This is a genomic window from Streptomyces sp. NPDC097617 (genome assembly GCF_044761485.1).
In the GTDB taxonomy this organism is placed as follows: Bacteria; Actinomycetota; Actinomycetes; order Streptomycetales; family Streptomycetaceae; genus Streptomyces.
Genome location: NZ_JBIWCL010000017.1, coordinates 21,574 through 44,671, shown reverse-complemented (window position 1 = coordinate 44,671; position 23,098 = coordinate 21,574). Strand labels below are relative to the sequence as shown.

The 23,098-nt window shown below is 75.0% G+C and carries 4 protein-coding genes; all 4 read right to left on the bottom strand.

Annotated features, from left to right (window positions below):
* Positions 1–60: 60 nt before the first annotated feature.
* The 4 genes from ACIQZO_RS25075 to ACIQZO_RS25060 all read right to left on the bottom strand — a co-directional run bounded on the left by ACIQZO_RS25075 (position 61) and on the right by ACIQZO_RS25060 (position 22,888).
* Complete coding sequence (locus tag ACIQZO_RS25075) at positions 61–10,548, bottom strand: amino acid adenylation domain-containing protein (protein ID WP_403629908.1); 10,488 nt, start codon at positions 10,546–10,548, stop codon at positions 61–63.
* Positions 10,545–18,425 (bottom strand): amino acid adenylation domain-containing protein, encoded by a 7,881-nt coding sequence (locus ACIQZO_RS25070; protein ID WP_403629906.1) that lies wholly within the window; start codon positions 18,423–18,425, stop codon positions 10,545–10,547. The genes ACIQZO_RS25075 and ACIQZO_RS25070 overlap by 4 nt, the downstream gene beginning before the upstream one ends.
* A gap of 353 nt (positions 18,426–18,778) precedes the next feature.
* Positions 18,779–19,927, bottom strand: a complete 1,149-nt coding sequence (locus ACIQZO_RS25065) for an ABC transporter substrate-binding protein (RefSeq protein WP_403629905.1) — start codon at positions 19,925–19,927, stop codon at positions 18,779–18,781.
* A 126-nt stretch (positions 19,928–20,053) separates the two neighbouring features.
* Complete coding sequence (locus ACIQZO_RS25060; RefSeq protein WP_403629902.1) at positions 20,054–22,888, bottom strand: SpoIIE family protein phosphatase; 2,835 nt, start codon at positions 22,886–22,888, stop codon at positions 20,054–20,056.
* Positions 22,889–23,098 lie beyond the last annotated feature (210 nt).

Here is a 23,098-nt window from a genome sequence, read left to right as displayed (position 1 = left end):
GGTGTTCTCCTCGGCGGTTCGGGATGCGGGATGCGGAAGGGGGTGCGGGGGTGGAGCGGGTCAGGAGGGCAGGGCGGCGGCCAGCAGCTCCGCCAGGGCGGCGCAGTGCGGGGGGTCCACCAGGTCGTGGTGGTTGCCCGGGACCGCGGCCCGTACGACGGCGCCCGCCGTGCGCGGCCGCCAGGCCGCCGGGTCCACCAGCGGGGTGGCGAGCTCGGGATGCTGCTCGTCGACGGTGAACAGGTGCAGGCCGACCCCGAGTACGGCGTCGGTGAGGTAGGCGGCGGAGGCCGCCCCGTTCGCCTCGGCGACCCGCAGCAGCCTGCGCAGGGCCCGCGTGGGCGAGGTGCGGGGGAGGGAGCCGTCCTCCCGGCCCCGGCGCACCAGGACGTCGAGCAGTTCCTCCTCGTCCAGTTCGCGCGCCGACCCGGCGTCGAGTCCCGCCGCGATGCCGTACCGCAGCAGGTCCGGATCGCCCGGCCCGCCGGCGATGCCGGCCCGGCCGCCGGGCGCGGCGCCCGGCGCGGCCGCGTCGATCAGGCCGAGGAAGGCCACCTCCTCGCCGGCGGCCTCCAGCCGGGCGGCCATCTCGTAGGCCACCGTCCCGCCGAACGACCAGCCGGCCAGCAGGTACGGGCCGTGCGGCTGCTCCTCGCGGAGCGCGGCCAGATAGCGCTCGGCCATCTCGCCCACCCGCTCCAGCGGGGTCTCGCCGGTGTTGTAGCCCACCGACTCCAGGCCGAGGACGCGCCGGTCGCCCCCGGGGCGGGTGGAAAGGTCCCGCACCAGGTCCCGGTAGCAGACGACGTCGCCGCCCCGCGGATGGACGAGGACCAGCGGCGGACGGGCCGGGTCCCCGTCGGTGAGCGGCACCAGCAGCCTGGCGGCGGCCGCCCCCGCGTCGGGCAGCGCTTCGCACAGCAGCTCGATCGTGCGCCGGCGGAACACCATGTTCAGCGGCAGTTCCACCCCGAACTCCCGGCGCACGGCCGCCATCAGGGCGAACGCCTTGAGCGAGTGCCCGCCGAGCGCGAAGAAGTCGTCGCGGACCCCGATCGGGGCGGTGCCCAGGGTCTGCTCCCACAGCCGCGCCATCCGCAGCTCGGTGGTGTCGCGCGGGGCGATGCGCCCGGCGCCGTCGCCGCGTACCGCGTCCGCCGAAGGAGCGGGCAGCGCCTTGCGGTCGAGCTTGCCGTTCGGGGTGAGCGGGAGCCGCTCCAGCGCGGTCAGGACCGCCGGCACCATGTACTCGGGGAGGTCCTGGCGCAGGAAGTCGCCGAGCTCCCGCGGATCGCCCTCCTCGTCCCGCCAGGTCACGTAGCCGGCCAGTACGGCGTCCACCCCCGTGCCGTGGACGGCCACCGCCGCCGCCAGCACCCGCGGGTGGCGGGCGAGCGCGGACTCGATCTCGCCGAGCTCCATCCGGTGGCCGCGCACCTTCACCTGGCCGTCGGCCCGGCCGCGGTACTCCAGGGAGCCGTCCGCGAGAGTGCGTACGAGGTCACCGGTGCGGTACAGCCGCTCGCCCGCCCCGTACGGATCGGGCACGAAGCGGTCCGCGGTCAGCCCGGGACGCCCGTGGTAGCCGCGGGCCACCCCGTCGCCGCCGATGTAGAGCTCGCCGAACACCCCCACCGGCGCCGGTCGCAGGGCCCCGTCCAGGACGTGCAGCCGGGTGTTGGCGAGCGCCGCACCGATCGGCACCGGGCCGTCGCCGACCGGAGCGGACAGCCGGTGGGCCGTGGACCAGACGGTGGTCTCCGTCGGCCCGTACACGTTCCAGACCGTGCCCAGCGCCGTCCGCATCCGCTCGGCCAGGGCCGGCGGCAGCGCCTCGCCGCCGCACAGCGCCCGTACCCGGGGCGCCTGCCAGCCGGACTCCATCAGCTGGTGCCAGGTGGCCGGGGTGGCCTGGACGACCGTGACCGGCGCCGCGTCCAGCTCCTTCGCGAGCAGGGCGCCGTCCCGGGCGGTCTCCCGGTCGACGACCCGCACGGTCGCCCCGCACACCAGCGGGACCAGCAGCTCCAGCACGGCGATGTCGAAGGAGGCCGTGGTCACGGCCGCGACCGTGTCACCGGCCGTCAGCTCCAGCCTGCGCACCATGTCCCGGGCGAAGTTGGCCAGCGCCCGGTGCGGGACGGTGACCCCCTTCGGGCGTCCCGTGGAGCCCGAGGTGTACAGGGTGTAGGCCGACTGCTGCGGTTCGGCAGGCACGGACGTGAAGCCGGCCGGCGCGCTCCCGTCCTGGGCCAGGGCGTCGAGGTCCACCACGGCGACCCCGTCCGGCACCTGCGCGGCGCCGGACAGCCCCGACACCACCAGCACCCGGGCGCCGCTGTCCGCGAGCATGTAGCCGATCCGGTCGGCCGGATATCCGGGGTCGACGGGCACGTACGTGCCGCCGGAGCGCAGCACGCCCAGCAGCGCGGCCGGCAGCAGCGCGGAACGCTCCGCGCAGACGGCCACCGCCGTCTCCGCTCCCACGCCCAGCCGGGCCAGCTCCCGGGCCAGCCGGCCCGAGACCTCCCACAGACCGGCGTACGTCAGGCTCCGTTCGCCGTCGTCCACGGCGACGGCCCGCGGCGTACGGGAGGCCTGTTCGCCGACGAGCACGGGCAGCGGCCGGTCGGCGGCCGGCTCGGCGACGCCGCCGCCGGCGCGCAGGATCCGGTCCTCCTCCACGGCGCCCATCAGGGGCAGGGCCGCCAGCGGGGTCGAGGGGTCGGCCACCGCGGCCGAGAGCAGCTCGGCCAGCGCCGAGGTCATGCGCTCGACGCTTTCCCGGTCGAAGAGGTCGGTGGCGAACACGGCCTCGCCGCGCAGCGCGCCCTCCTCCTCGACGAAGTACAGCGACAGATCGAACTTCGAGGCGCCGCTGGCCAGCGAGAGCGGTTCGACGTCCAGCCCGGGCAGCGCGGGCGGCTTCGAGGCCTCCTCGTCGAGCACGAGCATCACCTGGAACAGCGGGTTGCGGCTCAGGTCGCGCTCCGGCCGCACCTCCTCCACCAGGCGCTCGAAGGGCACCTCCTGGTGGGCGTACGCACCGAGCGCCGTCTCACGGGCCCGCTCCAGCAGTTCGCCGAAGCCGGGATTCCCGGACAGGTCGGTGCGCAGCACCAGGCTGTTGACGAAGAAGCCGATGAGCGGCTCCAGTTCGGTGCGGTCGCGGCCGGCGATGGGGGAGCCCACCGCCACGTCCTCGCCGCCGGACCAGCGCGCCAGCAGGGCCTGGAAGCCCGCCAGCAGCACCATGAACAAGGTCGCGTCGTGCCGGCGGCCCAGGTCGCGCAGCCCCCGCAGCAGCGGCTCGGGCAGGACGAAGGAGAACTGCTCGCCGCGCCCGGACGGGGTGGCCGGCCGGGGCCGGTCGGTGGGCAGGTCCAGCGGGGCGAGCCCGTCGAGCCGCTCACGCCAGTGGTCCAGGGTGCCCGCGAGGGCGTCGCCGGCCAGGCGGTCGCGCTGCCAGGAAGCGAAATCACGGTAGGAGACGGCGAGTTCGGGCAGCGGTTCGGCCTCCGCGAGGGTGCGGGCGTGGTAGGAGGCGAAGAACTCCCGCCAGAACACCCCCACCGACCAGCCGTCGAAGGCGATGTGGTGGGCGACGATCACCAGCAGGTGCTCCCGCGGGGCGATCCGCACCAACCGGGCCCGCAGCGGGCCCGCTGCCGCCAGGTCGAAGGGCAGCGCGGCGTCGTCCGCCGCCAGTTCCCGCGCCCGCTCCCCGGCCGCTGCCGCACCCAGCTCCGACAGGTCGGTGAAGGCGGGCGTGAACAGGGAGGCCGGACCGGGCACGACGCGGGCCGCGAACGTTCCCTCGCCACTGCCTTCCCCGGTCTCCTCGATCCGCGAGCGCAGCACCTCGTGCCGGGCGACGACGTCCTCCAGCGCGCCCAGGGCGGCCGCGGAGTCGAGCTCCCCGGTCAGCCGCACGGCGCCGGGCATGTTGTAGTCGGGCCGGCCCGGCTGGAGCCGGTCCAGCAGCCACAGCCGCTGCTGCCCGAAGGACAGCGGGCCCGGGCCCGCCGGCAGTGCGGGGATCGCCGGTTCCGGGGTGTCCGCCGCGACCGGCGAGGCCAGCGCCCGGGCCAGGTCCTCGGCCACCGGGTGCCGGAAGAGCAGTTGCATCGGGATGTCCAGGCCCAGCAGGGCGCGCAGCCGGGAGATGACCCGGGTGGCGCGCAGGGAGTGCCCGCCGCGCTCGAAGAAGTGGTCGCGGACCCCGATCGGGCCTTCACCGAGCACCTCCTCCCACACCTCGACGACCATCCGCTCCAGCGGGGTGCGCGGTGCGACGTGCGTCCGGGCCCCCGCCCCCGTGCCGGGCTCCGGCGCGGGCAGGGCCCTGCGGTCGGTCTTCCCGTTCGGGGTCAGCGGCAGCGCGTCCAGCACGACCAGCGCGGAGGGCACCATCGCGGCGGGCAGGGCCGCGCGGACGAAGTCCAGTACGGCGGCCGGATCACCGCTGCCGTCGCGCCAGACCACATACGCGGCGAGCAGCCGGTCGGCGCCCTCGCCGTGCGCGGCGGCCACGGCCCGGGCGACGTCCGGGTGGCGCAGCAACGCGGCCTCCACCTCGCCGAGTTCGATGCGGTGGCCCCGGACCTTGACCTGGTTGTCCCGGCGGCCGTGGAACTCCAGCACCCCGTCGGAGCGCAGTCGCGCCAGGTCGCCGGTGCGGTACATGCGCGCGCCGGGCGGCCCGTACGGGTCCGGCGGATAGGCCTCGGCGGTGCGGGCCGGATCGCCGAGGTAGCCGCGGGCCACCCCGCGTCCGGCGATGAAGAGTTCACCGATCGCGCCCCGGGGCAGCGGTTCGAGGTGTTCGCCGAGCACGAGCACCCGGGCGCCCGGCAGCGGCCGCCCGATGGGGATGCGTCCCGCCTCGATGTCGGCGTCCGTCACCTCGTGGTATGTGGTGGTGTTGGTGCACTCCGTGGGGCCGTACTGGTTGACCAGCCGCAACCTGCCGGGCAGGCCGAGGGTGTGCGCGGCGCGGGCCAGACCGGGCGTCAGCGCCTCACCGGTGGTCATCACCAGCCGCAGCGCCGCCGCCGGCCCGCCGACGGCGGCGATCAGCGGCTCCAGCATCGACGGGACGATCGACAGCAGCGCCGTCGCACCCTCCGCGTGCAGCAGCCGGGCCAGGGCGTCCGGATCCCCGGCCTCGTCCTGCGAGGCCAGGACGATGCGGCCGCCGGTGGTCAGCGGGGCGAACAGGTCGCGTACCGACGGGTCGAAGGTCAGTGCCGTCCGGGCGAGCACCGCGTCCTCGGGACCGAGTCCGAAGGTGGAGGTCAGCGCCTCCAGATAGCCGGTGACGGCCGCGTGCGTGACCGCCACGCCCTTGGGGCGGCCGGTGGACCCGGAGGTGTACAGCAGGTAGGCGAGGTGCGCGGGGGAGGCCGCGGCGGGCGGCTCCGTGGCGGGCAGCGCGTCCACCACGTGCTGCTCGGCGTCCAGGTCCAGGACCGGTACGGCGCCGGCCAGGTCCGCGGGCAGCCCGCCGGGCAGGCCCGCTGTCAGGACGAGACGGGCGCCGCTGTCGGCGAGGACGGTGCGGACCCGGTCGGCAGGGTGTCCCGCGTCGACCGGAACATAGGCGCCGCCGGCCTTCAGCACCGCGAGGACGCAGACCGGCATGCGCAGGTCGCGGCCGGCCAGCACCGCCACTCTGGTCTCCGGGCCGATCCCGAACTCCCGCAGCCGGTGGGCCAGCCGGTTGGCGGCGGCGTCGAGCTCCGCGTAGCTGGTGGTGCGGCCCTCGCAGGTGACGGCGGGGGCGTCCGGCCGCAGCCGGGCCTGCTCCGCCACCAGGGAGTGCAGGGTCCGGCTCGCCGGCCGGTCCGCCCGCGGCCCGGACTCCTCCCCGAGCAGGGCGGCGTGCTCCTGCGGGGACAGCACGTCCAGCCGGGACAGCGGCGCGTCGGGGGATTCGGCGGCGCCGGCCAGCAGGCGCAGGTAGTGGGCGCCGAACCGCTCGATGGTGGCCCGGTCGAAGAGGTCCGTGGCGTACTGCACCGTGCCGGTCAGACCGCCCGGGTGCTCCGTCATCGCGAGGCTGAGGTCGAACTTGGCCGTCCCGTTGGAGGTGTCGAGGCTCTCGACCTCCACCCCCTCCAGCGGCAGGTCGGCCGGCTGCTCGGGATGCAGCTGGAAGAGCACGTCGAAGAGCGGGTTGCGGCTGAGGTCGCGCTCCGGCCGCAGCTCCTCGACCAGCCGGTCGAAGGGCACGTCCTGGTGCTCGTACGCGGCCAGCGCGGTCCTGCGCACCCGGCCCAGCAGTTCGCCGAAGGCCGGGTCGCCGGACAGGTCGGTGCGCAGGACGAGGGTGTTGACGAAGAAGCCGATGAGCGGCTCCAGTTCGGTGCGGTCGCGGCCCGCGATGGGCGAGCCCACCGCGATGTCGGCCTGGCCCGTGTAACGGGCCAGCAGCGCCTGGAAGCCGGCCAGCAGCACCATGAACAGGGTGGCGCCGCGCTCCCGGGCCAGAGTGCCGAGCCGCTCGGCGAGCTCGGCCGGTACCTCCAGGACGAGGGAGCCGCCCGCGCCGGAGCGCACCTGCGGCCGCGGCCGGTCGGTGGGCAGCTCCAGGGCCGGCAGCCCGCCCAGGGCCTCCCGCCAGTGGGCGATCCCCGCGTCGGCGTCGCCGTTCGCCAGCCGGTGCTGCTGCCAGTACGCGAAGTCCCCGTACTGAAGGCCCAGTTCCGGCAGTGCGGGACGCTCGCCCCGGCGCAGCGCCGCGTAGGCGGCGGACAGCTCCTGCCACAGCACCGGCATCGACCAGCCGTCGCCGACGGTGTGGTGCAAGGCCATGACGAGCAGGTGCTCCTCGTCCGCGACCCGCACCACGCGGGCCCGCAGCAGGGGAGCGGAGCCCAGGTCGAAGGGGGCGGCGGCGTCCGCGTGCGCCAGGCCCAGCGCCCGGGAGCGGGCCGCCTCGAGAGGCAGGTCCCCCAGGTCGGTGCGGACGGGGGCGAATACCTCCGGCGCCTCCACGGTCTGTACGGGGCCCCTGGGGCCCTCGGCGATCCGCGAGCGCAGCACCTCGTGCCGGGCCACCACCGCGCTCAGCGCGGCCGCCAGCGCGTCGGCGTCGAGCGGGCCCCGCAGCCGGGCGGCGACGGGGATGTTGTAGTCGGGCCGGCCGGGCTGGAGCTGGTCCAGGAACCACAGGCGCTGCTGCGCGAAGGACAGCGGCGCGGGCTCACCGGCCGGGCGGGCGCCGATCACGGTGACGGCGGTCGCGGCCGTGCCGGTCCCGTCGGCGCGCAGGGCGTCCAGCGCCGAGGCGAACCGCTCCAGCGTCGGGTGCTCGAAGAGCAGCCGCAGCGGCACTCCGGTGCCCAGGCGGGCGCCGAGCCGCGACACGGCGCGGGTCGCCCGCAGGGAGTGGCCGCCGAGCGCGAAGAAGTCGTCGTGGCGGCCGATCCGCTCGGTGCCCAGCACCTCGCCCCACACGGCCGCTGCGAGTTCCTCGGTCGGCGTCGCGGGCGCCGCGAACGCGGCCCGGTGCACCCCGTCGTCCGGGGGCGCGGGCAGCGCGCGCCGGTCCAGCTTGCCGTTCGGGGTCACCGGCAGGGCGTCGAGCGGGACGATCGCCGAGGGCAGCATGTAGGCGGGCAGCCGCGCGGCGAGGGTCCGTTGCAGCTCGGCCGGATCGGCGACCTGCCCCTCCGAGGGCACCACGTAGGCCACGAGCCGCTGCTCGCCGGGGGTGTCCTCGCGGACCACCACCGCCGCGTGCCCGATCCGCGGGCAGCGGGCGAGTTCGGCCTCGATCTCGCCCGGCTCGATCCGGTGGCCGCGGATCTTGACCTGCTGGTCGATCCGGCCGAGGTAGTCGACGGCGCCGTCGGGGCGCCGCCGGGCCAGGTCGCCCGTCCGGTACATCCGGGCGCCCGGCGCGCCGTACGGGTCGGGGGTGAACTGCCGTGCGGTCAGGCCGGGCCGGCCCAGGTAGCCGCGGGCCACGCCGGTTCCGCCGATGCACAGCTCGCCGACGGCGCCCTGGGGGACCGGGCGGCCGCGCTCGTCCAGGACGTACAGGCGGGTGTCGTCCAGGGCGGTGCCGATGGGGATCCGGCCGTCCGCGACGGCCCCGGCACGGGGGTCCAGCCGGTGCCGCGTGGCGAAGGTCGTCGTCTCGGTGGGCCCGTAGACATTGACCAGGACGGTCTGCGGAGCCCGCTCCAGCGCCCGGGCGAAGGAGTGCGGGGAGGCGGCCTCGCCGCCCGTCCACACCTCCCGCACGCGCGTCAGGAGCTCCACGCACTCCTCGACCACCAGGTTGAACAGGGCGGCCGTCAGGAACAGCGAGGTGATCCCGTGCTCCTCCACCAGCCGGGTCAGGGCCGCGGTGTCCACGCGCCCGGGCGGCGCCATGACCACCTGTCCACCGGACAGCAGCGGCACCCACAGTTCGTACGTCGAGGCGTCGAACGACAGCGGGGAGTGCGCCAGCACCCGGCGGTGCGCGGCGCCGAAGGCGGTGTCCCGGGCGAGCGCCGCGACATTGGCGTGCGTGACACCGATGCCCTTCGGCTCGCCCGTGGAACCGGAGGTGTACATCACGTACGCCAACTGGTCCGGCGAGGAGGGCGGATACGGGACCGGGCCGGCCGGAGCCCCGTCCACCGGGGCGCTCGCGTCGAGCACCGGCACGGGCGAGGTGCGGACCGCCTCGTGGCCGGCCGTCGCCGGATCGGCCAGCAGCAGGCGGGCGCCGGTCCGCTCCAGCATCCAGTGCAGCCGGGCGACCGGGAACCCCTCGCCGAGCGGGACGTAGAGCCCGCCGGCCTTCAGGACGGCGAGGATCGCCACCGGGAGGTGGACGGAGCGCTCCATCAGCAGGGCCACCGGCGATTCGCGCACCACCCCGGCGGCGGCCAGCCGGGCCGCCAACAGGTCGGACCGGGCGTCGAGTTCGGCGAAGGTCAGGCGCTCGGCGCCGCAGACCACGGCCTCGGCGCCCGGGGTGCGCCGGGCCTGCTCCGCGAACAGCTCCACGAGGGTGGCCGCGGCGAGGTCGCGGCGGGCCGCGCCATGGCCCCCGGCCGCGAGCCGGGCCGCGGTCGGGGCGGAGGGCAGCAGCTCGGCCAGGGGGCGGTCGGGCTCCTCGGCGGCGGAGACCAGCAGCTCCAGGTAGTGGCCGAGGACGAGTTCGGCGGTGGCCCGGTCGAACAGGTCCGTGTCGAAGACGAGCGAGCCGGAGCAGGTGTCGGCGCCCTCGGAGACGAAGACGCTCAGGTCGAAGAGCGATCCGCCGAAGTCGGTCCGTACGGTACGCGCGTCCAGGCCGGGCAGCCGCAGTCCGGCCGTCTCGTCCGGCGCCGACGCGAACATCACCTGGACGAGGGGGTTGCGGTCGCCGACGCGCTCGGGACTGAGGTGCTCCACCAGCCGGTCGAAGGGCACCTCCTGGTGGTCGTACGCGTCCACCGTCGCCCGGCGGACCCGGCCGAGCAGCTCGCGGAACCCCACCTCGCCCGACAGGTCGGCCCGCAGCACCACGGTGTTGACGAAGAACCCGACGAGGGGCTCCAGTTCCACCCGGTCGCGCCCGGCCACCGGAGTGCCGACGGCGATGTCGGTGCGGCCGGCCCAGCGGGCCAGCGCGGCCTGGAAGCCGGCGAGCAGGGTCATGAACAGGGTGGCTCCACCGCCCTCGGCGATCCGGCGCAGCCGTTCGGTGAGGCGGGCGTCGAGGGTGAAGTCCAGGCTCGCGCCGTCGCCGCTGCGGCGGGTGGGCCGGGGCCGGTCGGTGGGCAGTTCGAGGGGTTCCAGCCCCGCGAGGGACTTCTCCCACCAGCGCAGCTGCCCGTCCATCGCACCCGAGGCGAAGCGGTCGCGCTGGGTGCGGGCGTACGCCTGGTAGCCCAGGGGGAGCGCCGCCCGTGCGAGGGGACGGTCCGCGAGCAGGGCCGCGTAGCCCTCGGAGAGCTCCTGCCACAGCAGCCCCATGGACCAGCCGTCGGTGGCGATGTGGTGGACCACCAGCACCAGCAGATGGTCCTCGGCGCCGAGCCGGATCAGCAGGGCGCGCAGCAGCGGGCCCGCCGCGAGGTCGAAGGGCCTGCGCACCTCCTCCCGGGCCAGGGCGTGGGCCCGCTCCTCCAGATCCGGGAGGGGGGCGTCGCCGAGGTCCAGCACCGGCAGCGGGACGGCCGCCGGAGCGGGCAGGACCACCGGGTGCGGGGCGCCGTCGCGCTCCTCGAAGACGGTGCGCAGCGGTGCGTGACGTGCGACGACGGCCGTCAGACTGCCGCGCAGCAGGTCGGGCCGGACGGGGCCGCGCAGCCGGACGACCTCGGGGATCGCGTAGCCGGGGGTGCCGTCCATCATCCGGTCCACCAGCCACATCCGCTCCTGGGCGAAGGAGGCGACGGGTGCGGCGTCGGGGCCGTCGGCGGTCGGGGCGGGGGCCGACTCGGCCGCCGGACCGGCGGCCGAGTCGGCCAGTGCGGCGCGCACGCGGCGGCGCAGCAGTTCGCGGGCGGCGGCCAGTCGGCTGTCCACGCCGGCGGGCAGGCTCTCCTGGGTGGTCACGAGGTCTCTCCCTGAAGTACGAGTGAAGGAACGCCGTCGGTGGCGGTCTCGGTACCGGCTCCGAACGGGGCCGGTTCGGCCTCCAGTTCGGCCAGCAGCACCGTTTCGACGGCGGTGGCGAGAGCGGCGACGGTCCGCTGTTCGAAGAGGGTGTGCAGGGGCAGGTCCAGGCCGAGGGACTGGCGCAGCCGGGCCGCCACCCGGGTGGCGCTCAGCGAGTGCCCGCCGAGGGCGAAGAAGTCGTCGTGGCGGCCGATCCGCGGCGCGTCCAGTACGGAGGCCCACACCATGGCGACCAGTTCCTCGGTCTCCCCGGCGGGCGGTTCGTAACCGGTGGCCGCGGCTGCCGCGGCGGGCGCCGGGAGCGCCCTGCGGTCGAGTTTGCCGTTCGCCGTGACGGGCAGCCCGTCCACGACGACCAGCACCGGCACCATGTACTCCGGGAGGGAGCGCGCCAGTTCGGCGCGCATCGGCTCCGGGTCGGGATCCGGGTCCGCCCCGGGCTCCGGGACGACGTAGCCGACGAGCCTGCGCTCGCCCGGAACGTCCTCGCGGACGACGACCGCGGCCCGTCCCACACCGGGGAGGCGGCCCAGCGCCGTCTCGATCTCGCCGAGTTCGATCCGGAAGCCGTGGATCTTCACCTGGTCGTCGGTGCGGCCCAGGTACTCCACGCAACCGTCGGCCCGGTGGCGGGCCAGGTCGCCGGTGCGGTACATGCGCGAGCCCGGTGGGCCGAACGGGTCCAGCGGGAAGCGCTCGGCGGTCAGCGCCGGGCGCCGCAGGTACCCGCGGGCCAGGCCCGCGCCCGCGAGGAACAGCTCGCCCGCCACGCCCACCGGGACGGACCGCCCCCGCGGGTCGAGCACGTACAGGGAGGTGTTCCAGATCGGGCGGCCGATCGGCACGGGTCCGGTGTCCTCGCGGAGGCAGTCCCAGTGCGTGACGTCCACGGCCGCCTCGGTGGGCCCGTAGAGGTTGTGCAGGGGCACGTCGAGCACGTCGAGGAAACGGTTCTTCAGTTCCTCCGGCAGCGCCTCGCCACTGCACACGACCCGCCGCAGCGAACGGCAGCCGCCCGCCTCGGGGTCCTCCACGAACGCCGCCAGCATGGACGGGACGAAGTGGACGGTGGTGATCGACTCCTCCTGGATCACCCGGGTGAGGTAGGCGGGGTCCTTGTGCCCACCGGGCTCGGCGACGACCAGCGCCGCGCCGGTCAGCAGCGGCCAGAAGAACTCCCACACCGACACGTCGAAGCCGAACGGGGTCTTCTGGAGCACCCGGTCGTCCGCGCCCAGCCGGTACCGGTCCTGCATCCACAGCAGCCGGTTGACGATGGCCGAGTGCTCCACGACGACGGCCTTGGGCCGCCCTGTCGACCCGGAGGTGTAGATCACGTACGCGGGGTGCGAGGGCAGCGGGGCCCGCAACTGCGCACCGGCACCGGCACCGGCGCCGTCGCCGTGGACGGATGCCGGATCCAGCAGGGGCAGGTCCGCGGCGGCCGGCAGCGCGGCAGCCACCTCGTCTCCGGCGAGCAGCAGGACGGGCTCGGCGTCGGACAGCAGGTAGGCGATCCGCTCCGCCGGCAGCGACGGGTCCACCGGCAGGTAGGCCGCCCCCGACTTCAGCACGGCCAGCAGCGAGACCACCATCTCGGTGGAGCGGTGCAGCGCGACCGCGACGATCCGCTCCGGACCGGCTCCCCGGGCGCACAGCTCCCGGGCCAGCCGCTCGGCTCGGGCGTCGAGTTCGGCGTACGACAGGCGTTCGTCCCGGAAGGCGGTCGCCGGGGCTCCGGGCGTCCGGGCCACCTGCTGGGCGAACAGCTCCACCAGCGTGGTGGCGGGGACGGGCACGGCCGTTCCGTTCCACGCCCGGATCAGCCCGTGCTGCTCCTCGGAGAGCAGGTCCACCTCCCCGACCGGGGTGGCGGGGGCGTCGGCGACGGCGGTCAGCAGCCGCTCCAGGGCCTCGCCCAGGCTGCGTGCCGTCCGCGCGTCGAGGACGTCCGTACGGTGGTCGAGGTGCAGCCGCAGCCGCTCCCCGGGCAGGACGATGAGGTTGACGGTGTAGTGGGTGGCGTCCGAGCCCTCCACCCCGGTCAGCCGCGGGCCGCAGGCCAGGTCCCGCATCGACTCCAGGTCGAGCGGATAGTTCTCGACGACGACCGTGGTGTCGAAGAGGGTGCCCAGCCCCGCTGCCCGCTGGATGCCGGCGAGCCCGGCGTGCTGGTGGTCCATCAGGTCCGCCTGCTCGTCCTGGAACCGGGCGAGCGCGGCCAGCAGCGGCTCGTCCTCGCGGATCCGGAACCGCACGGGCAGCGTGTTGATCAGCAGCCCGACCATCTCCTCGATGCCCGCGACGTCCGCGGTGCGCCCGGAGACGGTGCCGCCGAACACCACGTCGTCCCGCCCGGTCACCCGCCCCAGCAGGACCGCCCAGAGGCCCTGGACCACGCTGTTGAGGGTCACGCCCGCGGTACGGGCCCGCGCGGTGAGCCGCGCCGTCAGCTCCGCCGACAGTTCCACCGAGGCCCGCTCGGGCAGTGCGTCGATCCGATGGGGGTCGGCCGCACCCAGCAGGGTCGGCTCCTCCAGCCCGGCCAGCGCACCGCTCCAGGCGGCCTCGGCGGCGCCGTCGTCCTGGCGGGCCAGCCAGTCCAGGTGCGAGCGGTACGGGACCCCTTCCGCGACCGGACCGCTCTCCCCGGGCCCGGGCTCACCGGCGCGCGCGGTGCATTGCGCGTATCCGGCGAGCAGTTCGCGCACCAGCACGGCCGAGGACCAGCCGTCCCACAGGATGTGGTGGTTCGTCATGACCAGCCGGTGCTCGGCGGCGCCGAACCGGACCAGGGTGAAGCGCACCAGCGGGGGCCGCTCCAGGTCGAAGCGGCGGGCCCGGTCGGCGGCGAGGAGCCGCTCCCACTCCCGCAGCCCGTCCGCGGAGCAGAGCCCGGCGAGGTCCACCGTCTCCCACGGGGCCTCGACGGATTCGAGGACGACCTGCACCGGGCGGTCCAGACCCTGGTCGGTGAAGGCGGAGCGCAGCGCGGGGTGGCGGCGCAGCAGCCGGTCGCAGGCCGTCCGCAGGGTGTCCTCGTCCAGCGGGCCTTCCAGAGTGAGGACGAGCTGGCCGGTGTAGGCGTCCATCGCGCCCGTGTCGAAGGCGGAGTGGAAGAAGAGGCCTTCCTGGAGCGGCGAGAGCGGCAGCACGTCGGCGAGCCCGGTGTGGCGGGCGGACAGGGCGTCCGTCTCCTGCTGCGTCAGCCTCGCCAGCGGCAGGTCGCGGGGGGTGAGGCGGCGCGGTCGGGCGGCGCCCGTCCAGCTGGCCAGCAGGCGCAGGGCCTCGCCCCAGGCGGACACCAGGGCGTCCGCCTCGGCGTCGCCCAGCAGGGCCTGCGGATGGGTGAGGACCGCGGTGAAGGAGGGGCCCTCGGCGCTGTCCACGGCCATGGCGTCGATCTGCAGGACGTGCTCGACGGGCATGGCCGGATCCACGTCGGCGCGCAGCCCGCCGGCCTCGGGCGCGGGGCTCCAGGGAGCCTCGTCCCCGCCGGAGAACCGGCCCAGGTAGTTGAACAGGATCCGGGGCCGCGGGAGTTCGGACAGTTCCGCGGCGGTCTGCGGATTCAGGCGGCTCAGCAGACCGAAGCCCGTGCCGTGGTCCGGTACGGAGGCGATCGCCGTGTGGATCCGCGCGACCAGCTCGGCGAGCGCGTCGCCGCCGCGGGCCGCCGCGTCCAGGTCGAGGCCGTCCAGGTCGAACCGGACCGGGTACTGCGTGGTGAACCAGCCCACGGTGCGCGCCAGGTCGTGGCGGCCGGTGCGGTCCATGCGGCCGTGGCCCTCCAGATCGACCAGCAGCGGCCCGGCGGCGGTACCGGGGGAGCGGAGGCGGTGCGCGGCGAGGACCAGGCCGGCGAGCAGCACCTCGGCCGGGCCGGTGCGCAGCGCGCTGGGCACCCGGGCCAGCAGCGGGCCGGCGACCTCGGCGGGCAGGTCGAGCGTCAGCGCGCGGGTGGCGCCGGCGGTGTCCCGTACCGGGTCGGGGACCCGGTGCCACGGCACGCGCGGATCCGGGCCGGCCGCGGCGCCCTCCAGCATCGAGCGCCAGAAGGGGAGTTCGGCGAGCACCTCCGGAGCGTGCGCCTGGAGGGCGAGGTGGTGGGCCCAGGCGCGGAACGACACCTCCCCGTCGGCGGCCGGAAGCGGACGCCCGGCGACGGCGGCCTCCCAGGCCGCGGCCAGGTCGGCCGTCAGGATCCGCCAGGACACCCCGTCCACGGCCAAGTGGTGCACGCACAGCAGCAGCCGGTCCGGCGAGGCGCCACCGGCGTCGAAGCGGACCGCCCGCAGCATCACCGAGGCCGCGGGGTCCAGCCGGCGGGCCGCCACCCGGGCCGCCTCCGCCACGACCGCGGCGCGGGCGGACTCGTCCGCCCCCGTCACGGCGACCGTGCGGTACAGCTCGGACACGTCGACCGAACCGGGTTCGCCGACGCTGCACAGCGGGCCCCCGGGGCCTTCGGCCACGCCGAGGCGCAGCGCCCCGTGCCGGTCCACGACCGACTGCAGGACCCGTACGAGCGTCGCGTCGTCGGCGCCCTCGGGCAGGGCCAGCACCATGGACTGGCTGAAGCGTGCGACGGGGCCCGGCCCGTCCAGCAGCCACCGCATGACCGGCGTCGCGGGCAGCGGACCGCACACGTCGACGGCCGGACCGGCGGCCACGGCCGTACCGGCGTCCGGCTCGCCGACGGCCGCGGCGAGAGCGCCCGGCGTCTTGTGCGCGAACACGTCGCGCAGCGTGAAGGAGAAGCCGTGCGCCCGTGCCCGGCTGGTCAGGGTGAGGGCGGTGATGCTGTCACCGCCGAGCTCGAAGAAGTTGTCGTCCGGATCGGCGGTGGTGCCGAGGGCGTCGGAGAACAGCGCCGCGAGGGCCAGTTCGACGGCGCCGTACGGGCGCTCGGGGCGCTCCGGACGGGCCGCGGCCCGCGGTACGTCCAGCCGCGCACGGTCCACCTTGCCGCCCGGCGTGAGCGGCAGCCGGTCCACCGCGACGAAGGTGCGGGGCACCATGTAGCCCGGCAGCACCCGGCCCAACTCCGCGGCCAGCAGAGCCGTATCGGGCGCCGGGCCGTCCTGCGGCGGCGCCACGAAGGCGACCAGCCGCCGGGCGCCGCCGGCCGGCGCGTGCACGATCACCGCGGCCTGCCCCACCGAGGGCTGCCGGCCGAGCACCGCCTCGATCTCGCCCAGTTCGATGCGGTGGCCGTTGATCTTGACCTGCCGGTCGACCCGCCCGAGGAACTCCAGCTCGCCCCGCGCCGACCAGCGCACGAGGTCGCCCGTCCGGTACATCCGCGCACCGGGAGCACCAGCGGCACCGGAAGCACCGGAGAAGGGATCGGGCACGAACCGGTCGGCCGTCATGGCCGCGCGCCCCGCGTACCCCTGGGCGAGACCGGCGCCGGCCACGCACAGCTCGCCGGTCGCCCCCGGCGGCAGCAGCCGTAGCCCCCGGTCCACCACGTACGCGCGGTGGTGGGCCATGGGGCGCCCGATGGGCGGGGTCCGGCCGTACGAGGGCGGGGCCACCCGGTGCATGGTGACGGACACGGCGGCCTCGGTGGGCCCGTAGGCGTTCCAGACCTCGCGTCCGTCGCTCGCCCAGCGGTCGACGGCGTCGCCCGACGGGGCCTCGCCCCCCGTGGACAGGAACCGCAGTGCGGGCAGGGCGGCCGGGTCGAGCAGCGGCAGCAGCGCAGGCGGCAGGTCGGCGACCGTCACCGCGTGGTCGGCGAGCAGCGCCTGGAGCCGGTCGACGTCGACTCGCTCGGCGTCGGTGGCGAGGACCAGGGTTGAGCCGCTCAGCAGGGAGCCGAAGACGTCCAGGACCGACACGTCGAAGGACAGCGAGGCGAACCCGAGGAAGCGCTCGGTGCGTCCGGACCCGCCGAAAGCGGTGTCGTCGCCCGCCCCGCACAGTGCGAGGTGGCCGCGTACGAAGTCGACGGCCGCCGCGTGCGGGACGACGACGCCCTTCGGCTCGCCCGTACTGCCCGAGGTGTACAGCAGGTACGCGGCGGACGCCGGCGGCACCGCCGCGCTCTCGCGGCCGCGGCGGACCGGGTCGCTCACCGCTCCGGTGAGGACCACGGACGGCAGGTCGTGCGGCAGCCGCTCGTGGGCGCCGGGCCCGGCGACGACCGTGCGCAGCCCCGCGTCGCGCACGATGTACGCGATCCGCTCGGGCGGCAGGCCGGGGTCGAGCGGTACGTAGCAGCCGCCCGCCTTCAGGACACCGAGGAGGGCCGCGACCATCGCGGGCGAGCGCTCCACGCACACGCCGACCGGGGTGCCCAGCTCCACGGTCGGCCGCAGCCGGTCCGCGATGTCCTGCGCCCAGGTGTCGAGTTCGCCGTAGCTGACCTCCTGACCGGCGCAGACGACGGCGACCGACTCGGGTGCGCGCGCCGCGGCCTCCTCGAAGAGCGTGTGCAGCAGCCCGTCGCGGGCAGCGTCGTCGCTGCCGCCCTCGGCGAAGGCGGCCAGGCGCTCCTCGTCCTCGGCGGTCAGGAAGGGCAGCGAGCCGACCGGGGCCTCGTCGCGGGCCTGCGCGAGCGCGACCAGGAAGCGGGTGAACCGTACCCGCAGCGCCTCGAGTTCGTCCGTGCCGATATCGGCGGCGTCCCCCTCGGCCTGCACGGTCAGCTGGCTGTCGCCGCCGCGGTCGTAGACGTTGAGGGAGACGTGCTCCACCGGGCCGACCGAGAGGTTGTGGGCGGCCGAGGGAGCGCCGGCGAAGGACAGCTCGTAGTCGAAGGACATGAGGTTGACCGCGGCGTCCCACGGCCGGGGCCCGGTCCCGGTGTACTCCTCGATCCGGTACCGCTGGTGGCGCAGGGCGTCCTTGATGCCGGCGGAGGTGCTCCGTACCAGCTCGCCGACCGTGGTGTCCCCGGTGACGGACAGCCGCAGTGGCAGGACCTTGGAGAACATGCCGGGCGTGCGGCGGGCGTCCTGGGTGGTGCGTCCGGTGACCGGCAGGCCGAGGACCACGTCCTCGGCGCCGCCTGCCCGGTGCAGGTGGGCGGCGGCCGCGGCCATCACCAGCGCCGACCAGCGCGTGCCGTGCCGGCGCGCGCCCTCGCGCAGGGTGCGGGCGTCGTCGGGGTCCAGCTCGCCGCTCACCCGCACCGTCGTACCGGAGGCGGGCGCCGGAGCACTGCCGGTGAAGGACACGGGCTCGGGGGCGCCGTCCAGCCGGGCCCGCCAGAACTCCCGGTCGGCCGCGTACCGTTGGGAGCGGGCGTACTCCTCCTCCTCGGCCACGATCCGCGCCCACGGCGTGCTCCCGGGCGCGGGGACGGGCTCGCCGGCGACCAGCGCCGAGTACACCTGCGCGGTCCGCCGCGCGAGGAGCGGGCCGGTGACCCCGTCCGCGACGAGGTGGTGGTAGGCCTGCATCCAGCGGTACACCGCCGGACCGGTCCGAACCAGGAGGAAGCGGCACACGTCCCCGGTCGCCAGGTCCGTCGGCCGGGCCAGCTCGGCGCGCATCAGCCGCTCGGACTCGGCCTCCGGGTCGGGATGGCCGCTGACGTCGATCGTCTCCATCCGTAGCGGCGGCGGACCGGCAGGTATCTGGCACACCACCCCGTCCACGACGGCGAAGCGGACGCACAGCGTCTCGGTTCCGGCCACCATCGTGCGCACCGCCTCGGCGAGCAGCTCCGGATCCACCGCCCCGCGGATCTCCAGGTACTCGCCGATGGTGTAGTCGAGGCGGGTGGGGTCGAGCTGCTGCGCGAACCAGACGCCGTTCTGCGGCGGGGTCAGGGGCAGCGGCCCGCGGTCGTGAGTGGCCATGCGGTGGTCAGTCTCCTCAGTCGGATCGGTCGATCAACGACGACGTGAGGCCACTGTCCGTGACGGCCGGACGGTCCCGAAAGTCCCACTAATACGCCTCTTGACGACACCCGATCCACTCGGAGAAATCCCCGGTACCGCGATCCCGTGACAGGTGGATCCAGCTGCCGCCGTCCGCGGCGCACGCCGTCGACCCGGCAGCGGCAGACGGGCGCGGGCGCGGGTGCCGCGCCGGCTTCTGCGCCCGCCAGGCGTACTCGTACGGGCCTTCCCCGGGGACGGGGTCCGCGTCACCGTCGGCCTGCCGGAGGAGAATGACGCCTTCCTCCGGGCGGCCGCGCGCTACCGGTCCGTCATCGGCCCCGGACGGCCTCGGGCCAGTTGCGGTTGACGGTTTCCCTCGCCTTCTCGCGCTGCGCCTTCGTCGGGAACGTCGGGGTGCCCTCGACCGTCGGCAGGTTTTCCGCGGCGGCCACGTCGAGGGTGCCGTCCTGCGCCATGGCTTCCATGAGGACGGGGCGTGCGTAGGCGCCGAGCCGGAGGTTCTGGCCCTCGGGGCTGAAGAGGTACTCCTGCCACAGCCGGGCCGCGGCGGGGTGCGGGGCCTCCTTGCTCACCCCGTTCGCGTAGTACTCGGCGAAGCTGCCGTCGAAGGGGATGGCTGTCCGCCAGTCGACGTCCACGCCCTTCTCGCGGAACTGGTCGGCGTAACCGAGGTTGAGGAAGTCCCAGTCGATGCTGATGGGGGTCCGGCCCTGCGCGATCGTCTCCGGTGAGGATTCGACCGGGATGAAGTTGCCGCTCCTGCTCAGCTCGGCGAAGAAGTCGATGCCGGGCTGGATGTTGTCGAAGGACCCGCCGTTCGCCAGGGCCGCCGCGTACACGCCGGCGAAGGCGGAGCCGGACTTGGTGGGGTCGCCGTTGAGCGCGACCTGGCCCTTGTACTCGGGCTTGCGCAGATCGGAGAAGGTCGAGGGGCAGGTCTTCACCCGCTTGGCGTCGCAGCCGATCGAGATGTAGCCGCCGTAGTTGTTGTACCAGCGGGAGTCCTTGTCCTTCTGCTCCTCGGGGATCCGGTCGAACTGGGCGACCTCGTACGGAGTCAGCAGGCCCTGCCGGGCCGCCGACTGTGCGAACGAGCCCCCCACGTCGATCACGTCGGGGGCGCGGCCGTCGCCCCTGTGCTCCTTCAGGGCGTTGATCTCGTCCTGGCTGGTACCGTCCGGGTTCTCCACCGTGACCTTGATCCCGTACTTCTTCTCGAAGCCGTCGATCAGGGCGCCGTAATTGGCCCAGTCGCGCGGGAGCGCGATCGTGTGGAGCGCGCCCTCCTTCTTCGCCGCCGCGACCAGTGCCGCCATGCCGCCGGCGTCCGCCGCGGAGGTGGCCACCGCCGGCGCCCTGGGCGCGGCGGCGGGCTTGTCTCCGCAGGCGCCGAGGGGCGCCGCCGCGAGGGCCAGGAAGGCGGCGACGAAGGCTGTCCGGAGACGGGGTGCGGGCACAAAGGCTCCATAACGGGTGATCGCGTACCTGTCGAAGCCAGCGTACGGTCGGTGGCCCGGCCGGCGCAGTCCCGGGCGGTGGTGTCCGCCGCCTTCCTCCCCGCGCCCGCCGCGGCGGGCGCGTGCTCAGAACCCCTCGTCGTCCCACGCGGACAGGAGCGCTTCCCCGAGATCGATAGCGGGTGGCGCGGCCCCCTCGTGCAGGGTCTGCTCGCTCCAGATGATCTTTCCGCGGGCGGTGTAGCGGGTGCCCCAGCGCTCGGCGAACTGCGCGACGAGGAACAGGCCGCGCCCGCCCTCGTCGGTGTCCGCGGCCCGGCGCAGGTGCGGGGAGGTGCTGGACCCGTCGGAGACCTCGCAGACCAGGCAGCGGTCGTACAGCAGGCGCACCCGGATGGGCTCGGTGCCGTAGCGGACGGCATTGGTGATCAGCTCGCTGAGGATGAGTTCCGTGGTGAACGAGATGTCCTCCAGGCCCCACTCCACCAGTCGGCGGGCGCAGGCGTTGCGCACCGGGGACACCGCCGCGGGGTCGGGGGCCACGTCCCACTCGGCGATCCGCGCCGGATCCAGCAGGCGGGTGCGGGCCACCAGCAGCGCGACGTCGTCGCTGGGCCTGGCGGGCAGCATCGCGTCGATCACCGCGATGCAGGTCTCCTCCGGGGTGCGTGAGGGCCCGGACAGGGCGGTGCGCAGCGCTGCCAGGCTGACGTCCGGATCACGGTCGCGGCCCTCGATCAGCCCGTCGGTGAAGAGCGCCAGCCGGGAGCCCTCGGGCAGGGTGAGCGTCACGCTCTCCATGGGCATGCCCGCGCCCAGCCCCAGCGGCGGGGAGACCGGCACCTCGGGGAACGACACGGTCCCGTCGGGGTGGACCAGAGCGGGTCCCGGATGCCCGGCGGTGGCGGCGGTCACCTGTCCCGAGACGGGGTCGTAGATGGCGCACAGGCAGGTGGCTCCGGTGATGCCCTGCCACTCCTGCTCGTCGGTGTCGATGTGGGCGACCAGTTCGTCCAGGTGGCTCAGGAGCTCGTCCGGGGGCAGGTCGAGGGTGGAGAAGTTGTACACGGCGGTGCGCAGGCGCCCCATGGTCGCGGCGGCGTGCAGACCGTGGCCGACGACATCGCCCACCACCAGGGCCACCCGGGTGCCGGGCAGGGGTATGACGTCGAACCAGTCTCCGCCCACCCCGGCCTGGGCGGCCAGATAGCGGTGCGCGACCTCGACGGCGGACTGCTCCGGCACGCCCCGGGGCAGCAGGCTGCGCTGCAGGGTGACGGCCATGGTGTGCTCGCGGGTGTAGCGCCGGGCATTGTCGACGGAAACGGCCGCCCGGGCGGTCAGCTCCTCGGCGAAGGACACGTCCTCCTCGTCGAACGGCGGCGAGTCCGGTCCCCGCCAGTAGCCGGCCATCCCCAGCACCACGCCCCGGGCCCGCAGCGGCACCACGATCAGGGAGTGGATGCCGCGGTCCAGGATCTGCCGGGCGTTGGCCTGGTGCTGGGCCCGCCAGCGGTGGGTGGCGTGCAGGTCGGCCTCCAGGACCGCGTGGCCGCCGGCCAGCCCGGCGGCCATGGGGCCGCCGGGAGCGAACCGGATCAGCTCGCCGGCGGGTGAGAGCGGGTGGTCGCCCTCCAGACCCACGACGGCGGTGCGGCGCATCTCGGCATGCGCCTCGGACGGCTCCTCGCCGCGCAGCACCGGCTCCAGCAGGTCGACCGTGACCACGTCGGCGAACCGCGGGGCGGCCACCTCCGCCAGTTCCTCCGCGGTGCGCTCCACGTTCAAAGTCGTTCCGACCTGCACCCCCGCGTCGTACAGCAGCTTCAGCCGCTCACGGGCCATCTCGGCCCGGCCAGAGAGCGCCATCAGCTCGGTGGTGTCCCGCAGCGTCACGACGGTCCCGGCCTTCCCGTACGGGGCGGTGGGCCGGATGTTCACCGCCAGCAGCCGCTCGGCCGCCATGTGCAGCTCGTCCGTCGCGGAACGTCCCGACGCGATCGGATCGGCGATCGCCTCCTCCAGGCCCAGGTCCGTGACGGGACGCCCCTCCGCGTCCGCCGGCAGGTCGAGCAGCCGCCGCGCCTCGTCATTGGCCAGCAGCAGCCGGCCGCCGCCGCCGACGATCAGTACGCCCTCGCGCACCGCGTGCAGCACCGCGTCGTGGTGCTCGTACATGCTCGTCATCTCGGCCGGTCCCAGGCCGTGGGTCCGGCGCAGCAGCCGACGGCTCACCAGGGCCGTCCCGCCCGCGGACAGGGCCAGCACCGCGGCGGCGGTGCCGAGGACGACCGGCAGCTGCCCGTTCACCATGCCCTGGACGTTCTGGACCGTGACGGGGGAGGACACGACGGCGATGACCTTGCCCTCGGCGTCCTTGACGGGAACCACCGAGACCACGGACTGCCCCAGGGACCCGGCGAACGTCTCGGTGAAGGACTTGCCGGCCGCCGCCTGCGCGAAGGGGCCGACGACACGCTTGCCGATCTGCCGCTGATCGCTGTGGGCGAGGGTGATCCCGTCGAGTCCGTACACGTTGATGCCGTCGACCCCGGCGATCTTCCGGGCCGCCTCGGCGCTCGGCTGGAGCACCGCGCTGGGGTGCTCGCTGCGCAGGGCGGCGACGATGCCCGGGGACTCCGCGAACGTTCCGGCGGCGGCGAGCGTACGGTGCCGGGCGTCCAGCATGGCGGAGCTGCGGGCCTGCACGACGAGCGCCACGACCGCGGCGGCGACGAGAAGGACCACGACGGCCAGCTGGAGGAGGAACACCTCGCCGGCCACACTGCGCACGCTCAGGAGGGAGGAAAGACGCTGCGGCCGCCGCGTCTTTCCCCCGGCGGGCCGGGCGTGCTCCTGCTGCTCCTGGTGGGGTTCCGGGCCGGGACCGCGAGGGGGAAGGGAAGAGCCCGTGGTCGATCCGAGCAGCCGGTGCCGGAGCAGTCCAAGGAGGTTGCTCATACTCCAGTTTCCAACCTCAGCCGGTCGTCGGCAGCGGGGGGAGCGGCGCCCGCCCGATCGGCCGGCGGGAGCTGACTGGACATGCCAATGGTTGTAACCTGCGGAGACCGCCCTTGACCTGGAAAGAGCAGGCAGGGAGCAGACGAATGGGGAGCTTCTTCATGTTTCGTACCATGTTCAAGTCCAACATCTGACATCTGGACGTTTCCC